The sequence below is a fragment of the Streptomyces sp. NPDC006207 genome (assembly GCF_040613835.1).
Taxonomy (GTDB): Bacteria; Actinomycetota; Actinomycetes; order Streptomycetales; family Streptomycetaceae; genus Actinacidiphila.
Genome location: NZ_JBEXSX010000034.1, coordinates 52,002 through 66,719, shown reverse-complemented (window position 1 = coordinate 66,719; position 14,718 = coordinate 52,002). Strand labels below are relative to the sequence as shown.

General features: G+C 73.8%; 12 protein-coding genes, 1 pseudogene and 1 riboswitch. Of the genes and pseudogenes, 6 read left to right on the top strand and 7 right to left on the bottom strand.

Annotation, left to right across the window (positions count from 1 at the left end):
* Positions 1 to 81: 81 nt before the first annotated feature.
* The gene (locus tag ABZ312_RS25860) at positions 82 to 957 is read right to left on the bottom strand and encodes a hypothetical protein (RefSeq protein WP_500438885.1); all 876 of its coding nucleotides are present in this window, start codon (positions 955 to 957) and stop codon (positions 82 to 84) included.
* Positions 954 to 1,760, bottom strand: a complete 807-nt coding sequence (locus tag ABZ312_RS25855; RefSeq protein WP_500322480.1) for a MerR family transcriptional regulator — start codon at positions 1,758 to 1,760, stop codon at positions 954 to 956. Before ABZ312_RS25855 ends, ABZ312_RS25860 begins: the two co-directional genes overlap by 4 nt.
* Positions 1,761 to 1,825: 65 nt before the next feature.
* Between ABZ312_RS25855 and ABZ312_RS25850 the strand changes: the two are divergent.
* The 3 genes and pseudogenes from ABZ312_RS25850 to ABZ312_RS25840 form a co-directional block, all read left to right on the top strand.
* Positions 1,826 to 2,458, top strand: a pseudogene (locus ABZ312_RS25850) (Ig domain-containing protein); the annotation flags it as partial.
* A gap of 83 nt (positions 2,459 to 2,541) precedes the next feature.
* Positions 2,542 to 3,015, top strand: coding sequence for a hypothetical protein (locus ABZ312_RS25845; protein WP_500322479.1), 474 nt, complete (start codon positions 2,542 to 2,544; stop codon positions 3,013 to 3,015).
* A gap of 256 nt (positions 3,016 to 3,271) precedes the next feature.
* Complete coding sequence (locus ABZ312_RS25840; protein ID WP_500358603.1) at positions 3,272 to 4,948, top strand: Ig-like domain repeat protein; 1,677 nt, start codon at positions 3,272 to 3,274, stop codon at positions 4,946 to 4,948.
* An 86-nt stretch (positions 4,949 to 5,034) separates the two neighbouring features.
* On the opposite strand, the gene ABZ312_RS25835 is transcribed toward ABZ312_RS25840, so the two are convergent.
* A complete protein-coding gene (locus tag ABZ312_RS25835) occupies positions 5,035 to 5,733 on the bottom strand; it encodes a cyclase family protein (RefSeq protein WP_500322476.1) in 699 nt (232 codons plus the stop codon).
* Positions 5,734 to 5,964: 231 nt separating this feature from the next.
* Complete coding sequence (ppk2, locus tag ABZ312_RS25830; protein WP_500322474.1) at positions 5,965 to 6,861, bottom strand: polyphosphate kinase 2; 897 nt, start codon at positions 6,859 to 6,861, stop codon at positions 5,965 to 5,967.
* Positions 6,862 to 7,094: 233 nt separating this feature from the next.
* Here ppk2 and ABZ312_RS25825 point away from each other — a divergent pair, with 233 nt between their 5' ends.
* Both ABZ312_RS25825 and ABZ312_RS25820 read left to right on the top strand, forming a co-directional pair.
* Positions 7,095 to 7,559, top strand: a complete 465-nt coding sequence (locus ABZ312_RS25825) for a hypothetical protein (RefSeq protein WP_500438884.1) — start codon at positions 7,095 to 7,097, stop codon at positions 7,557 to 7,559.
* Positions 7,560 to 7,570: 11 nt separating this feature from the next.
* The gene (locus ABZ312_RS25820) at positions 7,571 to 7,786 is read left to right on the top strand and encodes a hypothetical protein (RefSeq protein WP_500438883.1); all 216 of its coding nucleotides are present in this window, start codon (positions 7,571 to 7,573) and stop codon (positions 7,784 to 7,786) included.
* A gap of 21 nt (positions 7,787 to 7,807) precedes the next feature.
* On the opposite strand, the gene ABZ312_RS25815 is transcribed toward ABZ312_RS25820, so the two are convergent.
* Positions 7,808 to 9,337, bottom strand: coding sequence for a PstS family phosphate ABC transporter substrate-binding protein (locus ABZ312_RS25815; protein WP_500438882.1), 1,530 nt, complete (start codon positions 9,335 to 9,337; stop codon positions 7,808 to 7,810).
* A 115-nt stretch (positions 9,338 to 9,452) separates the two neighbouring features.
* Complete coding sequence (locus ABZ312_RS25810) at positions 9,453 to 9,917, bottom strand: DUF4442 domain-containing protein (protein ID WP_500438881.1); 465 nt, start codon at positions 9,915 to 9,917, stop codon at positions 9,453 to 9,455.
* A 237-nt stretch (positions 9,918 to 10,154) separates the two neighbouring features.
* Here ABZ312_RS25810 and ABZ312_RS25805 point away from each other — a divergent pair, with 237 nt between their 5' ends.
* Positions 10,155 to 10,883: a DUF4142 domain-containing protein gene (locus ABZ312_RS25805; RefSeq protein ID WP_500359146.1), complete on the top strand. Its 729-nt coding sequence runs from the start codon at positions 10,155 to 10,157 to the stop codon at positions 10,881 to 10,883.
* Positions 10,884 to 10,896: 13 nt separating this feature from the next.
* Here the strand turns inward: ABZ312_RS25805 and cobN are convergent, their stop codons facing one another.
* Positions 10,897 to 14,508 carry a cobaltochelatase subunit CobN gene (gene cobN, locus ABZ312_RS25800; protein WP_500322468.1) on the bottom strand — a complete coding sequence of 1,204 codons (3,612 nt, stop codon included), beginning with the start codon at positions 14,506 to 14,508 and terminating at the stop codon, positions 10,897 to 10,899.
* 52 nt (positions 14,509 to 14,560) lie between these two features.
* A riboswitch (cobalamin riboswitch) is annotated at positions 14,561 to 14,646 on the bottom strand.
* Positions 14,647 to 14,718: the final 72 nt, after the last annotated feature.

Genomic DNA, 14,718 nt, shown 5'->3' with positions numbered 1-14,718 from the left:
GGGCGCTCTCGACGGCCTAGGTCGTCCGGACCGCGGGGCCGCAGGGGGAGAGCACCCAACCTGACATGGCGGTAATGGGTCTCACCTCCTCGGTACGTCCGCTGCTGGGGACGGCAACGTTACCCGAGCCCCCGGCACCGCGCCCACCCCCAGGGCCGCCACGGCGGCGCGCGGGTCGTCGGCGTGGAAGCGCAGGACGCGGGCCTGCGCGGGCACCCCGAGGGGGCGCAGGAACGTGACGGGCTCGGTCAGTTCGACGGTCACCGTGGTCTGGCCGCCGACGACCAGGTCGACGGTGCCGTCCCCGGCGAGCGTGACGAGCCGTCCGTCGGGGAAGCGCCGGTCGACACGGGCCGCGGCGATGCGCCCGGCGGGTACACGGACGTCGACGAGAGCGCCGTACCGCAGCCGCAGCGAGCCGTCCGCCCCCACGACGTGCGGGCGCACCACGCAGGCCGCGTGCAGGGCCAGGACGAAGAAGCAGCCCCAGACGTCGAGGACGAGGGTGACGGCGTGCACCGCTGGCCAGGGGATGACCAGCGCGAGCACCACCGTCTCGACGACGGAGACGAAGAGGAAGCCGTACATCGTCGCCGTCTGCGCCCCGGTGTACGGGACGGCCACGGCGCCCTCGCCCACCCCGTGCGGACGGCGCGCGATCCAGCGCACCAGGCTCACGGACAGGGCGAGTTCATGGCGCATCAGGCGCCGCGCGGGCACCGGGACGGTGTCCCGCACGGCGGTCCACGCGGCCCGGCGGCGCGACAGGCCCCGCCGCCGGGCGTCCCGGTGCGCCCGCACCACCTTCGGCAACCGCCACAGCAGCACGGCGGTCATGCACAGTTCCGCGCCCCAGAGCACCGGCTCCGGCACCGGCACGCCCGCCACCAGGCACGCGGCGAGCACCGCCTCGGCCACCACCAGGGTGCCCAGCGCCCACGCCCCCCGGCGGCTCACCGGGCACGCTCGCGCAGCAGCCGGATCGCCTGCCGTACGGCCTCGGCCTGGGCGGGCGCGTGGTCGTCGAAGAACGCGGCGGCGAAGCCGCCCTCCGCACCGCCCTCCACCGTGCCGTCCTCACCGGCGGCGTCGATCGAGGCGGCGACCTCGTCCGGGACGGAGTCGGCGATCGCCCGGGCCACCTCCGCGACCCGGGGGTCGTCCACGGCCGCCCCGGCCAGTTCGTCCATCCGCGCGTACACCTCGTAGGCGCGGCGCATCGCGCCCGGATCGGAGCCCATGGAGCGCAGCAGGCCGGTGAGCCAGCCCCGGGCCTCGGGGGTGGCCGCCGTGTCCAGCAGCGCGAGCAACTCGCGCTCCTTCACGGCCATCGCGGGCTCGGGCCCGGCCAGCTCCGCCGAGGTCCGGGCCATCTCGGCGAAGAGCACGGCCAGTTCCGGGGAGACCGGTGCCTCCGCGGGCAGTCCGCCGCCGGCCTCGGCCTGCGCGAGGAGTTCGGCGAGGCGGACCCGCCGCGACCGGATGGCCTCCTCCTGCCGGGCGAGGTCCGCGTCGAGCTCCGCCAGCACCTCGTGCAGCTCCTTGCCCGCGTCGTCCGCGAGCACGTCCCTGACCTCGTCGAGGCCGAGGCCGAGCTCCGTCAGGCGCCGGATGCGGGTGAGCTCGACGGCGTCGCGCAGACCGTAGTCGCGGTAGCCGTTGACCCGGCGCGCGGGCTCGGGCAGCAGCCCGATGCGGTGGTAGTGCCGCACGGTGCGGGTGGTGACCCCGGCGAGGGCGGCGAGTTCTCCGATGCGCATGAGCCCAGTAGAGACCTTGACGCTGCGACAAGGTCAAGGACCGGACGGCGCGGGCCGGGCATACAGGGAAAACCCTGGGGAAATCCGGCCCCGGACCTTTGGCCCCCACGGGGCTCGGCATCAGCGCCTCGACCGGCCTGATCTCCGGCACCCCCACGGCCGCGGGCACCTGCCAGACCACGGTGACCGCCACCGACGGCACCGGCGCCTCCGGCTCCGCCTCCTTCGGCTGGACCGTCTCCCCCGCGGGCGGCGGCACCTGCACCGCGGCCCAGCTGCTCGGCAACCCGGGCTTCGAGTCCGGCAGCACCTCGTGGACGGCGTCCAGCGGCGTCATCACCAGCGACTTCGGTGAGGCCGCCCACGGCGGCACGTACAAGGCCTGGCTGGACGGCTACGGCTCCACCCACACCGACACGCTCTCCCAGACGGTGAGCGTGCCGAGCGGCTGCCGTGCCACGCTGACCTTGTGGCTGCACGTCGACTCCGCCGAGACGACCACCACCACCGCCTACGACAAGCTGACCCTGACCGCCGGCTCCACCACCCTGGCGACCTGGTCCAACCTCGACAAGGGCACCGGGTGCACCCAGAAGTCCTTCGACCTGTCCTCCTTCGCCGGCTCCACCGTGACCCTGAAGTTCACCGGCACCGAGGACTCCTCCCTGCAGACCGGCTTCGTGGTCGACGACACCGCCCCCGCGGGAAGGGTCCCGGCCGCCGGCAGGCGGCCGGGACCCTTTTGCGCCTGGAACACGTCAAAGAGGAAAGGAGGCCATCCATGCGTCACACGACAGCCGCGGTCCTCGCGGCGACCGCACTCCTGCTGACCGGCTGCGGCACGCAGTCCGGCGGCCCCGCGGACGGCGGCCGGAGCAGCGCCCCGGGCGCCACCGGCAGCCACGGTTCCGGGGCGGGCTCGGGAGGGGCCTGCGCGGCCGGGGCCGCGCTCACCGCCGCGGACACCGGCCGCACCGTCTGCGTCACCGCGGGCGGCACCGTCCGCGTCACCCTCGACGGCACGCCGGACCGCCCGTGGTCCCCCGTCACCGGCGAGGGCGGCGCCCTCGCCCCCACCAACGCGGGCATCGGCGCCCCCCGCGGCGACACCATCGCCGCCTACCGCGCCACCGCCCCCGGCACGGCGCGGCTCACCGCCACCCAGCCGCTGTGCGCCACACCCACCGCCCCGGACCAGGTGGCCTGCCTGGGACTGCGGGAGTGGACCGTCACCGTGCGGGTCGCCGACCGGTGAACACGCCTTCCCGGCAAGGAGGTTGTACGGAGCCGGGCATCGAATCGGCCACGGTATCCCCACCGCCGGGCGAAGCGCCGGTTACGGATCGGCGCGGGCCGACAATGCGGTGGCCCGCTGTCAGAGGCATGACGTAGCGTTCCCTCTTGCCGCCGACGAAGGCGCGCCGGGCCCGCCACGGGGTCCGCGCCCCGCGGCGCACCCACGTCTCGCCGGAAGACCTCCGGCCACCCACGCCTGCCTGGGGGGAACCAGCTTGCGCACCCGCCACCTCGCGGGCGGGACGGCTCTGTCCGTCCTGCTCGCCACCGCGTCCCTGCTCGGGGTCACGGCGACGCCGGCCGCCGCCGACGGCCCCACCGCCGTCGCGACCGCCGGGGACACCGCCAACGTCGCCGAGGCCGCGACCACCCTCACCGTCAACGCCCCCGCCACGGCGGTGCCCGGCGCGGAGGTCACGGTCACCGGCATCCTCGGCTCCACCGAGCCGTTCGCGGCCGGGACCGAGGTCACCGTCACCCGCACCGACCCGACCGACACGACCGGCACCGCGCTCGGGAACGCGGCCATCGCCGAAGACGGCACCTTCCAGATCAAGGACACCCCGGCCGTACAGGGCAACAACACCTACACGGTCAGCTACGCGGGCGACGCCACCCACGCCGCCGCCAGCGCGACGGCCACCGTCACCGTCGCCCGGGCCTCGACCACCCTCAACGTGTCCGCCCCGGCGACGGCCCTGCCCGGCGCGGAGGTCACGATCAGCGGCTCCCTCGGCTCGACCGAGGACTACGCGCCGGGTACCGCGGTCACCATCACCCGCACCGACAGCCACGGCGGGACCGGCACCCCGCTGGGTACCGCGACGATCGGCGAGTACAACGTCTTCCAGCTCAAGGACACCCCCGCCGTCCAGGGCAACAACACCTACACGGTCAGCTACGCGGGCGACGCCACCCACGCCGCCGCCACCGCCAAGAGGACCGTCAACGTCACCCGGGCCGCCACCACGCTCACCGTGAACGCCCCCGCCACCGCCAAGCGGACCACGAAGATCACGGTCAGCGGCAAGCTCACGGCCTCCGCGCCCTTCCCGGCCGGTACCAAGGTCACGGTGACGCGGACCGACCTCACCACCCCGAAGGGCAAGTCGCTCGGCACCAAGACGGTGGCGTCCAACGGCACGTTCAGCTTCACGGACACCCCGTACACCGGCGGCACCGTCACCTACTCCGCGCACTTCGCGGGCGACGCCACGCACGTCGCCGCCCTGGGCAAGGACAGCGTCGCGGTCTCCCGGGCGGCCACCTCGGTCAGCATCAAGACCAACCACTCGACCTACTCCTACGGTTCGACCGCCACCGTCACGGGTCACCTCGGCAAGACCGGCAAGAGCCGTGTGCTGTCGATCTACGCCAAGGCGTCGGACGGCACGAAGAAGCTGGTCAAGACCGGCAAGGTCAACTCCTCCGGCGACTTCAAGGTGACGTACAAGGTCACCCGGAACACCACGTTCTGGGCGTCGTTCGGCGGCGACTTCTCCTACGCGCCGAAGTCGGTGTCCCGTTCGATCGGCACGCAGGTCAAGGTCTCCACGTCCGTCTCCCATCACTACAAGACGGGCAAGATCGGCTCGACCACGTACTACTGGTTCCACAAGAACACCGACCCGCTGCTCACGACGTCGATGACCTACCACGCGGGCCGCTCGCAGCGGTTCGAGCTGCAGGTCTACTACCAGGGCCGCTGGTACTCCGCGGGCACCGAGTACTTCCAGCTGGGGACCGACGGCAAGTGCCGCGTGCAGCTGGGGGCCCCGGGCGAGGCCGGGATCCGGGCCCGCATGCGCTCCTCGTACATCAAGGGCAGCTCGGGCGACAGCCTGAACGCCACCACCTACGGCCCGTGGAAGTACCTGTACTTCACCAAGTGACGCCGTCCGGCGGACGCACACGGGTACGACGCACACGGGCGAGGCCGCCCCGGAGGTTTCCGGGGCGGCCTCGCCCGCGTCGCGGGTCAGCCGTGGACGCGGGCGACGGCGCGGACCGGGGCGCCGTCCGCGGCGGCGAGCCGGAGGGGGAAGAGGGCGACGTCGACCGCGCGGCCCTCGGCCAGGGCGGCCAGGACCGGGGCCAGGTTGGTGAGGTTCTCCGCGATGACCCCGCCCGCCCCGCACAGCACGCGGTGGGCGGGGAGGGAGTAGTCCGGGTCCGGGTCGCCTGGATCGGGCGTCGGGTCGACGCTGAGGGCGTCGACGGCCACCGTGCGGATCCCGGCGTCCACCACCGCTCGCGCCGCCTCCGGGGTGAGCCAGGGGTGGGCCGCGTAGTGGCCGGTGCCCCAGTGGGCGGACCAGCCGGTGGCCAGCAGCAGCACCGAGCCCGGGCGGGCCGCCGCCAGCGCGGGGGCCAGCGCCCCGGGCGTGACGGCCGCCCTCGGGGCGAGCCCGCGCACGTCGGCGGCGACGGCCGGTCCCGCGAAGCGGTCCAGCGGCAGCTCGTCCAGGGCGGGCCAGGCGTCGTCCACGTGGAAGGGGGCGTCGACGTGCGTGCCGGACTGGGAGCCCAGGTGCAGCCGCAGCACGTTCACCCCGTCCTCGGCGGCCCGCAGGGCGGGAACGACCTCGACCTCGGGGTCGCCGGGGTACACCGGCATGCCGGTCACCACGGGCACGGACAGGTCCACCCACCCCGGGCCACCGGCCGCCACGCTCATGCCTCCGCTCCGGCCAGGACGGCCCGGTCCGCATCGTCCGCACCGGGCCCGGTGACCGGCGGCACGGGGCTGGGGGTGTCGGCCAAAGCGGGCTCCTGGGGGCGCGCGGGGGTGGGTGGGCGCAGGGGATCATCCCAGGTCCAGGGCTGGATGTGGACGGTGGTCCCGGCGCGCGGGCCGCCGGCCGGGAATGGACGGATCATCCACCACGCCCGCGCCGGGGGCGAAGGCTCAGGCCTCGCCGGCCTCGAGCAGGTTCGCGGCGGCACCGACGATCCTCGGGTCGGGCACGCCCACGACCTCCTCGTCCTTGTCGCCGTAGTCGAAGCGGCCCAGCACGGCGCGCATCGCCTCCACACGGGCCCGCTTCTTGTCGTTGCTCTTCACCACCGTCCAGGGCGCCTGCTCGGTGTCGGTCTCCCGGAACATCGTGACCTTGGCCTCGGTGTAGTCGTCCCACCGGTCCAAGGAGGCCAGGTCCATCGGGCTCAGCTTCCACTGCCGCACCGGGTCGACCTGGCGGATCGTGAAGCGGGTCCGCTGCTCGTCGCGCGACACGGAGAACCAGAACTTCACCAGGTCGATGCCGTCGTCCACGAGCATCCGCTCGAAGGCGGGCGCCTGCCGCATGAACCGCTGGTACTCGTCCTCCGTGCAGAAGCCCATGACCCGCTCCACGCCGGCCCGGTTGTACCAGGACCGGTCGAAGAGCACGATCTCGCCCGCGGTCGGCAGGTGCTCCACGTACCGCTGGAAGTACCACTGCCCGCGCTCGCGCTCGGTCGGCTTCTCCAGCGCCACCACCCGCGCCCCGCGCGGGTTCAGGTGCTCGGTGAACCGCTTGATCGTCCCGCCCTTGCCGGCCGCGTCGCGCCCCTCGAAGACGATCACCAGCCGCCGGCCGGTCTCCTTGATCCAGCTCTGCAGCTTCAGCAGCTCTATCTGCTGGAGCCGCTTGTGCCACTCGTACTCCTTGCGCTCCATGCGGAAGTCGTACGGGTAGTTCTCGCGCCACGTCTCGACCGGGCTGCCGTCCGGCCGGATCAGCACGGGGTCGTCCTGGTCGGTGTAGTCGACCTGCATCCCGGCGAGCAGATCCAGGTCCGCGGGGTGCGGGAGCGTCGTCATGCCGCCTCTCACCTCCGGGTCCGCGGGAACGGGCGTACGCCTTTCCCACCGTAACGCTGCCCCCCGCCACCCCGCCCCACGCCCCGGCGAAACCCGCATGACGTACACCGGTACATCTCCCGTGCCCCGGCGTGCTTCAAGATCACACGATGGGGGTGAAGCGACGCCCCGACCACAACCACGGCCCCGACCTCAGGGTTTATCCGGTCCCACCCACCCGGAAGGACATTCCCGTGGCCACTAAACACATCCTGCGGCTCGCCGCCACCTCCGCGGCGGCCTGCGTGCTCGCCCTGTCGGGCCCCCAGCAGGCCCATGCCACGGCCGTGGGCACCACCCCCGTCTCGACCTTCGAGTACAGCGTCGGCGGTGCCACCGTGAAGATCCCCACCGGCTGCACGTTCACCCACATCGTGCGTGGCAGCGGCCGCCGGATCACCTACCAGAACGCGGGGGTCGACTGTGCCTTCGCAGCCGCCCTCACACGCGGCTTCTGCAACTGGCGCATCGACTTCACGTATGCCGACACCAACAACCGGACGTACCGGACGTCCCCCGGGAAGACGCACGCCGAGTGCAAGATCGACCCCATGCGCAACAACGCCCCTCAGACCCTGCCGCTCTTCGGCAAGGCCTGCGCCCACCTGGTCGTCAACGGCACCCGGCGCGTCTCACAGTGCCACTACGTCACGCAGTGAGCAGGCCGGCCATGAGCGATGAGAACCAGCCGCAGCAACTGCGCAGGGCAGGGATCGCGGCCTTCGCCGCGACGAGTGTCGCCACGCTCGCGTTCTTCGCCTTCTTCCCCGGTCTGCCCCATGTCGTCGACTGGGGGGCGGTCCTCGTCGCGCTCGTCCTCGGCGCGGGCGCACGGCACGGTGTCCGGTCGTGGGTGCGCGGACGGGGTGGCCGGGCGGGCGGGTGAGCCGGGGGCGGGGGCGGGGGGTCAGCGGCGGCAGCGTTCCAGGCCTTCGGGGCTGTAGCAGGGGAGGTGGCCGTGGGACTTGACGACGTCCTGGCCGGCGCCGCGGATCATGTAGGTGAGGAAGCTCGCGGCGAGCGAGCCCGTGGCGGGGCGGTCGTAGGTGTAGGCGTACTCGATCTCCGTGAAGGGGTAGCTGCTGTCGCCTATGGCGGCCGGGGTGGGGGTGCGGCCGTTGATGCTCAGGGTGTGCAGGCCCTGGGAGGCCGTGGCGGCGCGCAGTTCGCCGTAGCCGATGGCGCCGGGGAGGCGGGCGACGGTCTTGAGGACCTGTTCCGTGCTGTCCAGCTCGCAGCGGATGGCCTTGTCGTCGGGGGAGTTGCGGGTGCGGCAGTCGCGCGAGGTGAAGGCGGGCTCGCCGTGGCCGCCGAGGATGTGGCGGCGGAACAGGTCGCGGGTGCCGGAGTCCGCGTTGCGGCTGACGAGGAGGACGGTCAGGTCGGGGCCGCCCAGTTGCCTCCAGTTGACGACGGACCCGCTGTATATGCGCCGTATCTGCTCGACGGTCAGGTCCCGGACCGGGACGTCGTCGTTGACGACCAGCGCGAAGGCGGAGACGGCGACGCGGTTCTCCTCCAGGCGCGGCTCGCCGTCCGGCTTGGGGCCGTCGGAGAGGGCGACGACGCCGGAGGCCCGGGTGTCGGCGAGTTCGCGGACGCCCTCGTTGCTGCCGTGCGCGTCGACCGTGATCCTCGCGTCGGGGCAGTCCCCGGCGTAGCGGCGGGCGAGTTCGTCCACGACCGGGGCGAAGGCGGTGGAGCCGGTGACGGTGAGCCGTCCGGCGGCGCAGCCGATGGGCGGCGGCGGGTCCTCGCGGACGACGATGATGCCGGCCAGGACGGTCACGTGGAGGGTGAGCAGGATGGTGATCCACCGGGCGGCCCGGCTGAACAGCGGCGGCTTGGCGTCCACCGGCATGGCCTTGTTGGGGACCACCACGCCGTCGCGGACGCCGCCGGTGACCCGGACGCCGCCGCCGACGTGGCCGCCGCTGAGCAGCACGAGCAGCTTGAAGTGCTGGCCCCGGTTGAGGGGGACCCGTGGCAGGTGGATCACGTTGCCCTGGTGCCGTACGCCGCCGGTGTCCCCCGCGGGGGCGAAGTGGTCCATCAGCGGCCCGGCATCGGCCTCGGTGACGGCCACGCCGCGTACCGTGCGGCCGGCGAAGACGACGGTGAGCGCCCGGTCCGGGTCGCGGTTGGTGTAGTCGGTGTCGGTGACGGCCTCGCCGCCGTCGTTCTCGACCCGGATCAGGACCAGCGTGGCGTCCGACATGTCGGGGAGGTCGTTGAAGAGCCCGAGCCGTACGCTGCGGCCGCCGCCCCCGCCGTCGGGGTCGTCGCTGCCGATGGGGGTGTCCATCTGGACGCGGTAGCCGATGCGCCGCCGGCGCGGGACGCGGCGCTCGTACCAGACCACGCCGACGGAGACCACCAGACCGAGCAGCGCGGTCAGCACCGCCACCACGTTGTCGGCGCTCAGCCAGTCTCCCACCTCTCGCCCCGCTCCCCGGTGATCTCTCCTGCAGTGCGGTCACCGTACGGCGCCGCCGGGGCCCCGGCGGCGCCTTCCCCGTCCCGCCGTCGGATGTTCGCCGGGCGTTTCCCGGTCAGGCGCGGCGGACCCGGCGGACGCTCCAGTCGAAGCCTCCGCGGCACACCACGGCGCCCGTCGCGTCCCTGATCTCCGCGACCGTCGCCAGCCGTGCCCGGTCGCCGTCCCCGGACAGCACGCCCCGCAGCGTGTGCCGCGCGGACTCGTCCAGCGCGCAGGAGGCCACCAGCCGGCCGCGTGCCGGAGCGAGGAACTCCACCGTCGCCGCGGCCCCGAGCGGCACCACGCCGTCGAACTCCCCCGGGCCCTCGACCGCGGCGATCACCGCGGCCAGACCCGCCGCGTCGAGCAGGGCGATCAGCCCGCTGGAGTGCAGGCTGCCGATCACGTTGGTCAGCCCGTGCGGGGTGTCCAACGCCACCTCGGCGGCGCAGTCCTCGGCCCGCAGCACCTGGATCCCCGCGGTCCGATGGGCCGGTACCGGTTCCAGCAGGGAACGTGCCAGCGCGGTGGCGTCCATGCGCCCAGGCTCGCGCTCCCGGCCGACGTCCGCGTTACGGGGGGCCGTCGCCCCGCCCAAGACCGGGGGGAGACATGCCCGCGCCGCCCCGGGCACTTTCCGTTGCACAGGCGAAAGATTGCACCGTACCAACAGCCACCGCCCGCGCTCAGGGAAATCGCGCAGGAGTACCACCGCCCCGCGACGGGCCCTACCGTCCGGAAGCGCGTACGGATCCCGACCCACCCAGGAGGCGCGATGAAGGCCAACCGGTTCACGGCGGGGACCGCCCTGGTCGCCGGAGCGCTGGTGTGCACGATCGCCGCGCTCGTGTACCCGGCGATGTCCGGGGCGAACGTCGCGGCGTCCTCCCCCGAGGCGCAGGCGGTGACCACCCCGTACGGGCCGCTGACCCCCCTCGACCGGGAATTCGTCGTCAAGGTGCGGCTCGCCGGGCTGTGGGAGTTCCCCGCCGGGCAGATGGCGGAGCAGAAGGGCACCACCCAGGCGGTCAAGACCGCCGGGCGGCACCTCATCGACGGGCACACGGCACTGGACAGCGCCGACCGCACGGTGGCCGCGCAGCTCGGCATACCGCTGCCCAACCAGCCCACGCCGCAGCAGATGGGCTTCCTCGGCACCCTGTCCTCCGCCTCCGGGGGCGACTTCGACAGCAAGCTCGCCAACATCCTGCGGCTGACCCACGGCCAGATCTTCAACACGATCGCCAAGGTCCGCTCCACGACCATGAACAGCCTCGTACGGCAGCTGGCCGACCAGGCCAACGACACCGTGCTGGACCACATCACCGTCATGGAGCGGACCGGGCTGGTGGACTTCCCGACGATCGTCGCGCAGACCACCGCCAGTCCGACCACGGACCCCAAGGACCTGATCGCGCCGACACCCGTCCCGGGCGAGCCGACGCTCATCGTCAACCCCTCGGCCGCGCCGCCCCCGGCCTCGGCGGCGCCGACCGTCGGGTGACGCCCGCGGCGCCCTACTCCCCGCCCTCCAGGTCGCCCTCGGTCTCCAGGAAGGCCTGCCGCAACTGCTCGACGACCTCCGGGTCCGGCTCGGCCCACATGCCGCGCGACTCCGCCTCCAGCAGCCGCTCCGCCATGCCGTGCAGCGCCCAGGGGTTGGCCTCCTGGAGGAAGGCGCGGTTCTCCGGGTCCAGGACGTAGGTGCGGGCGAGCTTGTCGTACATCCAGTCGGCGACGACACCGGTCGTGGCGTCGTAGCCGAAGAGGTAGTCGACGGTGGCGGCCAGTTCGAAGGCGCCCTTGTAGCCGTGCCGCCGCATCGCCTCGATCCAGCGGGGGTTGACGACCCGGGCGCGGAAGACCCGGGAGGTCTCCTCGGCCAGGGAGCGGGTGCGCACCGTCTCCGGGCGGGTGGAGTCGCCGATGTACGCCTCGGGGGAACGGCCGGTCAGCGCGCGGACGGTGGCGACCATGCCGCCGTGGTACTGGTAGTAGTCGTCGGAGTCGGCGATGTCGTGCTCGCGGGTGTCGGTGTTCTTCGCGGCCACCGCGATCCGCCGGTAGGCGGTCTCCATCTCCTCGCGGGCCGGGCGCCCGTCGAGGCCGCGCCCGTAGGCGTAGCCGCCCCAGACCGTGTAGACCTCGGCGAGGTCGGCGTCGCTGCGCCAGTCGCGGCTGTCGATCAGCTGCAGCAGACCCGCCCCGTACGTCCCCGGCCGGGAGCCGAAGATGCGGGTGGTGGCGCGCCGTTCGTCGCCGTGCGCGGCGAGGTCGGCGCGGGTGTGGGCGCGCACGAAGTTGACCTCGTCCGGCTCGTCCAGGCCCGCGGCCAGCCGTACCGCGTCGTCCAGCAGGCCCACGACGTGCGGGAACGCGTCCCGGAAGAAGCCGCTGATGCGCAGGGTGACGTCGACGCGCGGGCGGCCCAGCTCCTGCGCGGGAACGGCCTCGACGCCGGTGACCCGGCGGGACGCGTCGTCCCACACCGGCCGCACGCCGAGCAGCGCCAGCGCCTCGGCGACGTCGTCGCCCGCGGTGCGCATCGCGCTGGTGCCCCACAGCGACAGGCCCACCGACTCCGGCCAGGTGCCGCCGTTGTCCTCGCGGTAGCGGGCGAGGAGGGAGTCCGCGAGGGCCTGGCCGGTCTCCCAGGCGAGCCTGCTGGGCACGGCCTTGGGGTCGACGGAGTAGAAGTTGCGGCCGGTCGGCAGCACGTTGACCAGGCCGCGCAGCGGCGAGCCGGACGGGCCGGCGGGCACGAAACCGCCGTTCAGGGCGTGCACGACGGCATCGGTCTCGTCCGTCGTACGGGCCAGCCGCGGCACGACCTGCCGGGCGGCGAACTCCAGCACGCGGGCCACGTCCTCTGGCAGGCCCTTGGCGGTCTCGGCGACGGCTTCCGGCGCCCAGTCCGCGTCCTCCATGGCCTGCACCAGCGCGCGGGCCTGCTCCTCGGCCGCGTCCGCGGTCACGCGGGTGGCCGCGGACTCGTCGAGGCCCAGGGCCTCGCGCAGCCCCGGCAGCGCGGTGGTGCCACCCCAGATCTGCCGGGCACGCAGGATCGCCAGCACCAGGTTGACACGCGCGGCGGCGGTGGGGGCCTGGCCCAGCACGTGCAGGCCGTCGCGGATCTGGGCGTCCTTGATCTCGCAGAGCCAGCCGTCGACGTGCAGCAGGAAGTCGTCGAACTCCGCGTCGTGCGGCCGGTCCTCCAGGCCCAGGTCGTGGTCGAGCTTCGCGGCCTGGATCAGCGTCCAGATCTGGGCGCGCACGGCGGGCAGCTTGGCCGGGTCCATGGAGGCGATCGCGGCGTGCTCGTCGAGCAGTTGCTCCAGGCGCGCGATGTCGCCGTAGGAGTCCGCGCGGGCCATCGGCGGGACCAGGTGGTCGACGAGGGTGGCGTGGGCGCGGCGCTTGGCCTGGGTGCCCTCGCCGGGGTCGTTGACGAGGAACGGGTAGATCAGCGGGAGGTCGCCGAGGGCGGCGTCGGGGCCGCAGGCGGCGGACAGGGCCGCGTTCTTGCCGGGCAGCCACTCCAGGTTGCCGTGCTTGCCCAGGTGGATCATCGCGTCGGCGCCGAAGCCGCCGTCGGCCTGCGCGGTGGCGATCCAGCGGTACGCGGCGAGGTAGTGGTGGGAGGGCGGCAGGTCCGGGTCGTGGTAGATGGCGATCGGGTTCTCGCCGAAGCCGCGCGGCGGCTGGATGAGGATCAGCAGGTTGCCGCGGCGCAGCGCGGCCAGCACGATGTCGCCCTCGGGATCGGCGCTGGTGTCGACGAACATCGAGCCGGGCGGCGGGCCCCAGTGCTCCGTCACCGCGTCCCGCAGCTCCTGCGGCAGCGCGGCAAACCAGCGGCGGTAGTCGGCGGCCGGAATGCGCACCGGGTTGGCGGCCAGCTGCTCCTCGGTCAGCCACTCCTGGTCGTGGCCGCCCGCGTCGATCAGGGCCCGGATCAGCTCGTCGCCGTCACCGGAGACCAGGCCCGGGATCTCGTGCCCGGGCCCGAAGTCCCAGCCCTCCGCGCGCAGCCGGCGCAGCAGCGCGACCGCGCTGGCGGGGGTGTCGAGGCCCACCGCGTTGCCGATCCGGGAGTGCTTGGTCGGGTACGCGGACAGCACGAGCGCCAGACGGCGCTCCGCGACCGGGATGTGCCGCAGCCGCGCGTGGCGGACGGCGATGCCCGCGACGCGGGCGGCGCGCTCGGCGTCGGCGGCGTAGATGGGCAGGCCGTCCTCGTCGACCTCCTTGAAGGAGAACGGGACGGTGATCAGCCGGCCGTCGAACTCGGGGACGGCGACCTGCGTCGCGGCGTCCATCGGGGACAGGCCCTCGTCGCTGCCCTCCCACGTCCCACGGGAGGAGGTCAGGCAGAGCGCCTGCAGCACCGGCACGTCCAGCGAGGCGAGCGCCCCCGCGTCCCAGGCCTCCTCGTCGCCGCCCGCCGAGGCGTCGGCCGGGCGGGTGCCGCCGGCCGCCAGCACGGTGGTGACGACGGCGTCCACACCGCGCAGGGCGTCGAGCAGCTCGGGTTCGGGCGCGCGCAACGAGGCCACGTACAGCGGGAGCGCCCGGGCGCCGGCCTGCTCGATCGCGGTGCACAGGACCTCCACGAACGCGGTGTTGCCGCTCATGTGGTGGGCCCGGTAGTAGAGGACGGCGACCAGCGGGCCGTCGGTGACGGTCGCGGCGCGCTCCAGCCTGCCCCAGGAGGAGGCGGAGGCGGGGGGTTCGAAGCCGTGCCCGGTGAGCAGCACCGTGTCGGACAGGAAGCGGGCCAGCTGCTCCAGGTTGGCCGGGCCGCCGTGCGCGAGGTACGCGTGGGCCTCGGCCGCGATGCCGACGGGCACGGTGGACAGCTCCATCAGCTGTGCGTCCGGGGCCTGTTCACCGGTGAGCACGACCACCGGCCGGGGCCCAGCGAGCAGCGCGTCCAGGCCCTCCTCCCAGGCGCGGCGTCCGCCGAGGAGCCGTACGACGACCAGGTCGGCGCCGTCGAGGAGGCCGGGCAGGTCCTCCGGCCCCAGCCGGGCGGGGTTGGCGAAGCGGAACGGGACGGCACCGCCGGCGGCGTTCGCGGCGCGGGCGCTGAGCAGGTCGGTGTCGGAGGTCGACAGCAGCAGGATCACGTCAGGCGTGCCTTCCTCGGGGTCCGCGCCCCGGGCCGGTGGAGGACGGCGGGAGTTCCTGGCTCCCGAGGCCCGGCGCTCCTGCGCCGACCCCCGGTGACAGTGGCGGGACCGCACCGGAATCGCACCGGTTTCCTCCGCTGATGCCGTCGATGGCGTGGGCGCGGCTGGGTGACCTGCCCGCGCAGCATAGTAAGCGCTGGGCCGCTC

Coding starts and splice junctions, on each gene's coding strand:
- ABZ312_RS25855 (WP_500322480.1), bottom strand. CDS start 1,760: ATGCGCATCGGAGAACTCGCCGCCCTCGCCGGGGTCACCACCCGCACC.
- ABZ312_RS25845 (WP_500322479.1), top strand. CDS start 2,542: ATGCGTCACACGACAGCCGCGGTCCTCGCGGCGACCGCACTCCTGCTG.
- ABZ312_RS25835 (WP_500322476.1), bottom strand. CDS start 5,733: ATGAGCGTGGCGGCCGGTGGCCCGGGGTGGGTGGACCTGTCCGTGCCC.
- ppk2 (WP_500322474.1), bottom strand. CDS start 6,861: ATGACGACGCTCCCGCACCCCGCGGACCTGGATCTGCTCGCCGGGATG.
- ABZ312_RS25820 (WP_500438883.1), top strand. CDS start 7,571: ATGAGCGATGAGAACCAGCCGCAGCAACTGCGCAGGGCAGGGATCGCG.
- ABZ312_RS25810 (WP_500438881.1), bottom strand. CDS start 9,917: ATGGACGCCACCGCGCTGGCACGTTCCCTGCTGGAACCGGTACCGGCC.
- ABZ312_RS25805 (WP_500359146.1), top strand. CDS start 10,155: ATGAAGGCCAACCGGTTCACGGCGGGGACCGCCCTGGTCGCCGGAGCG.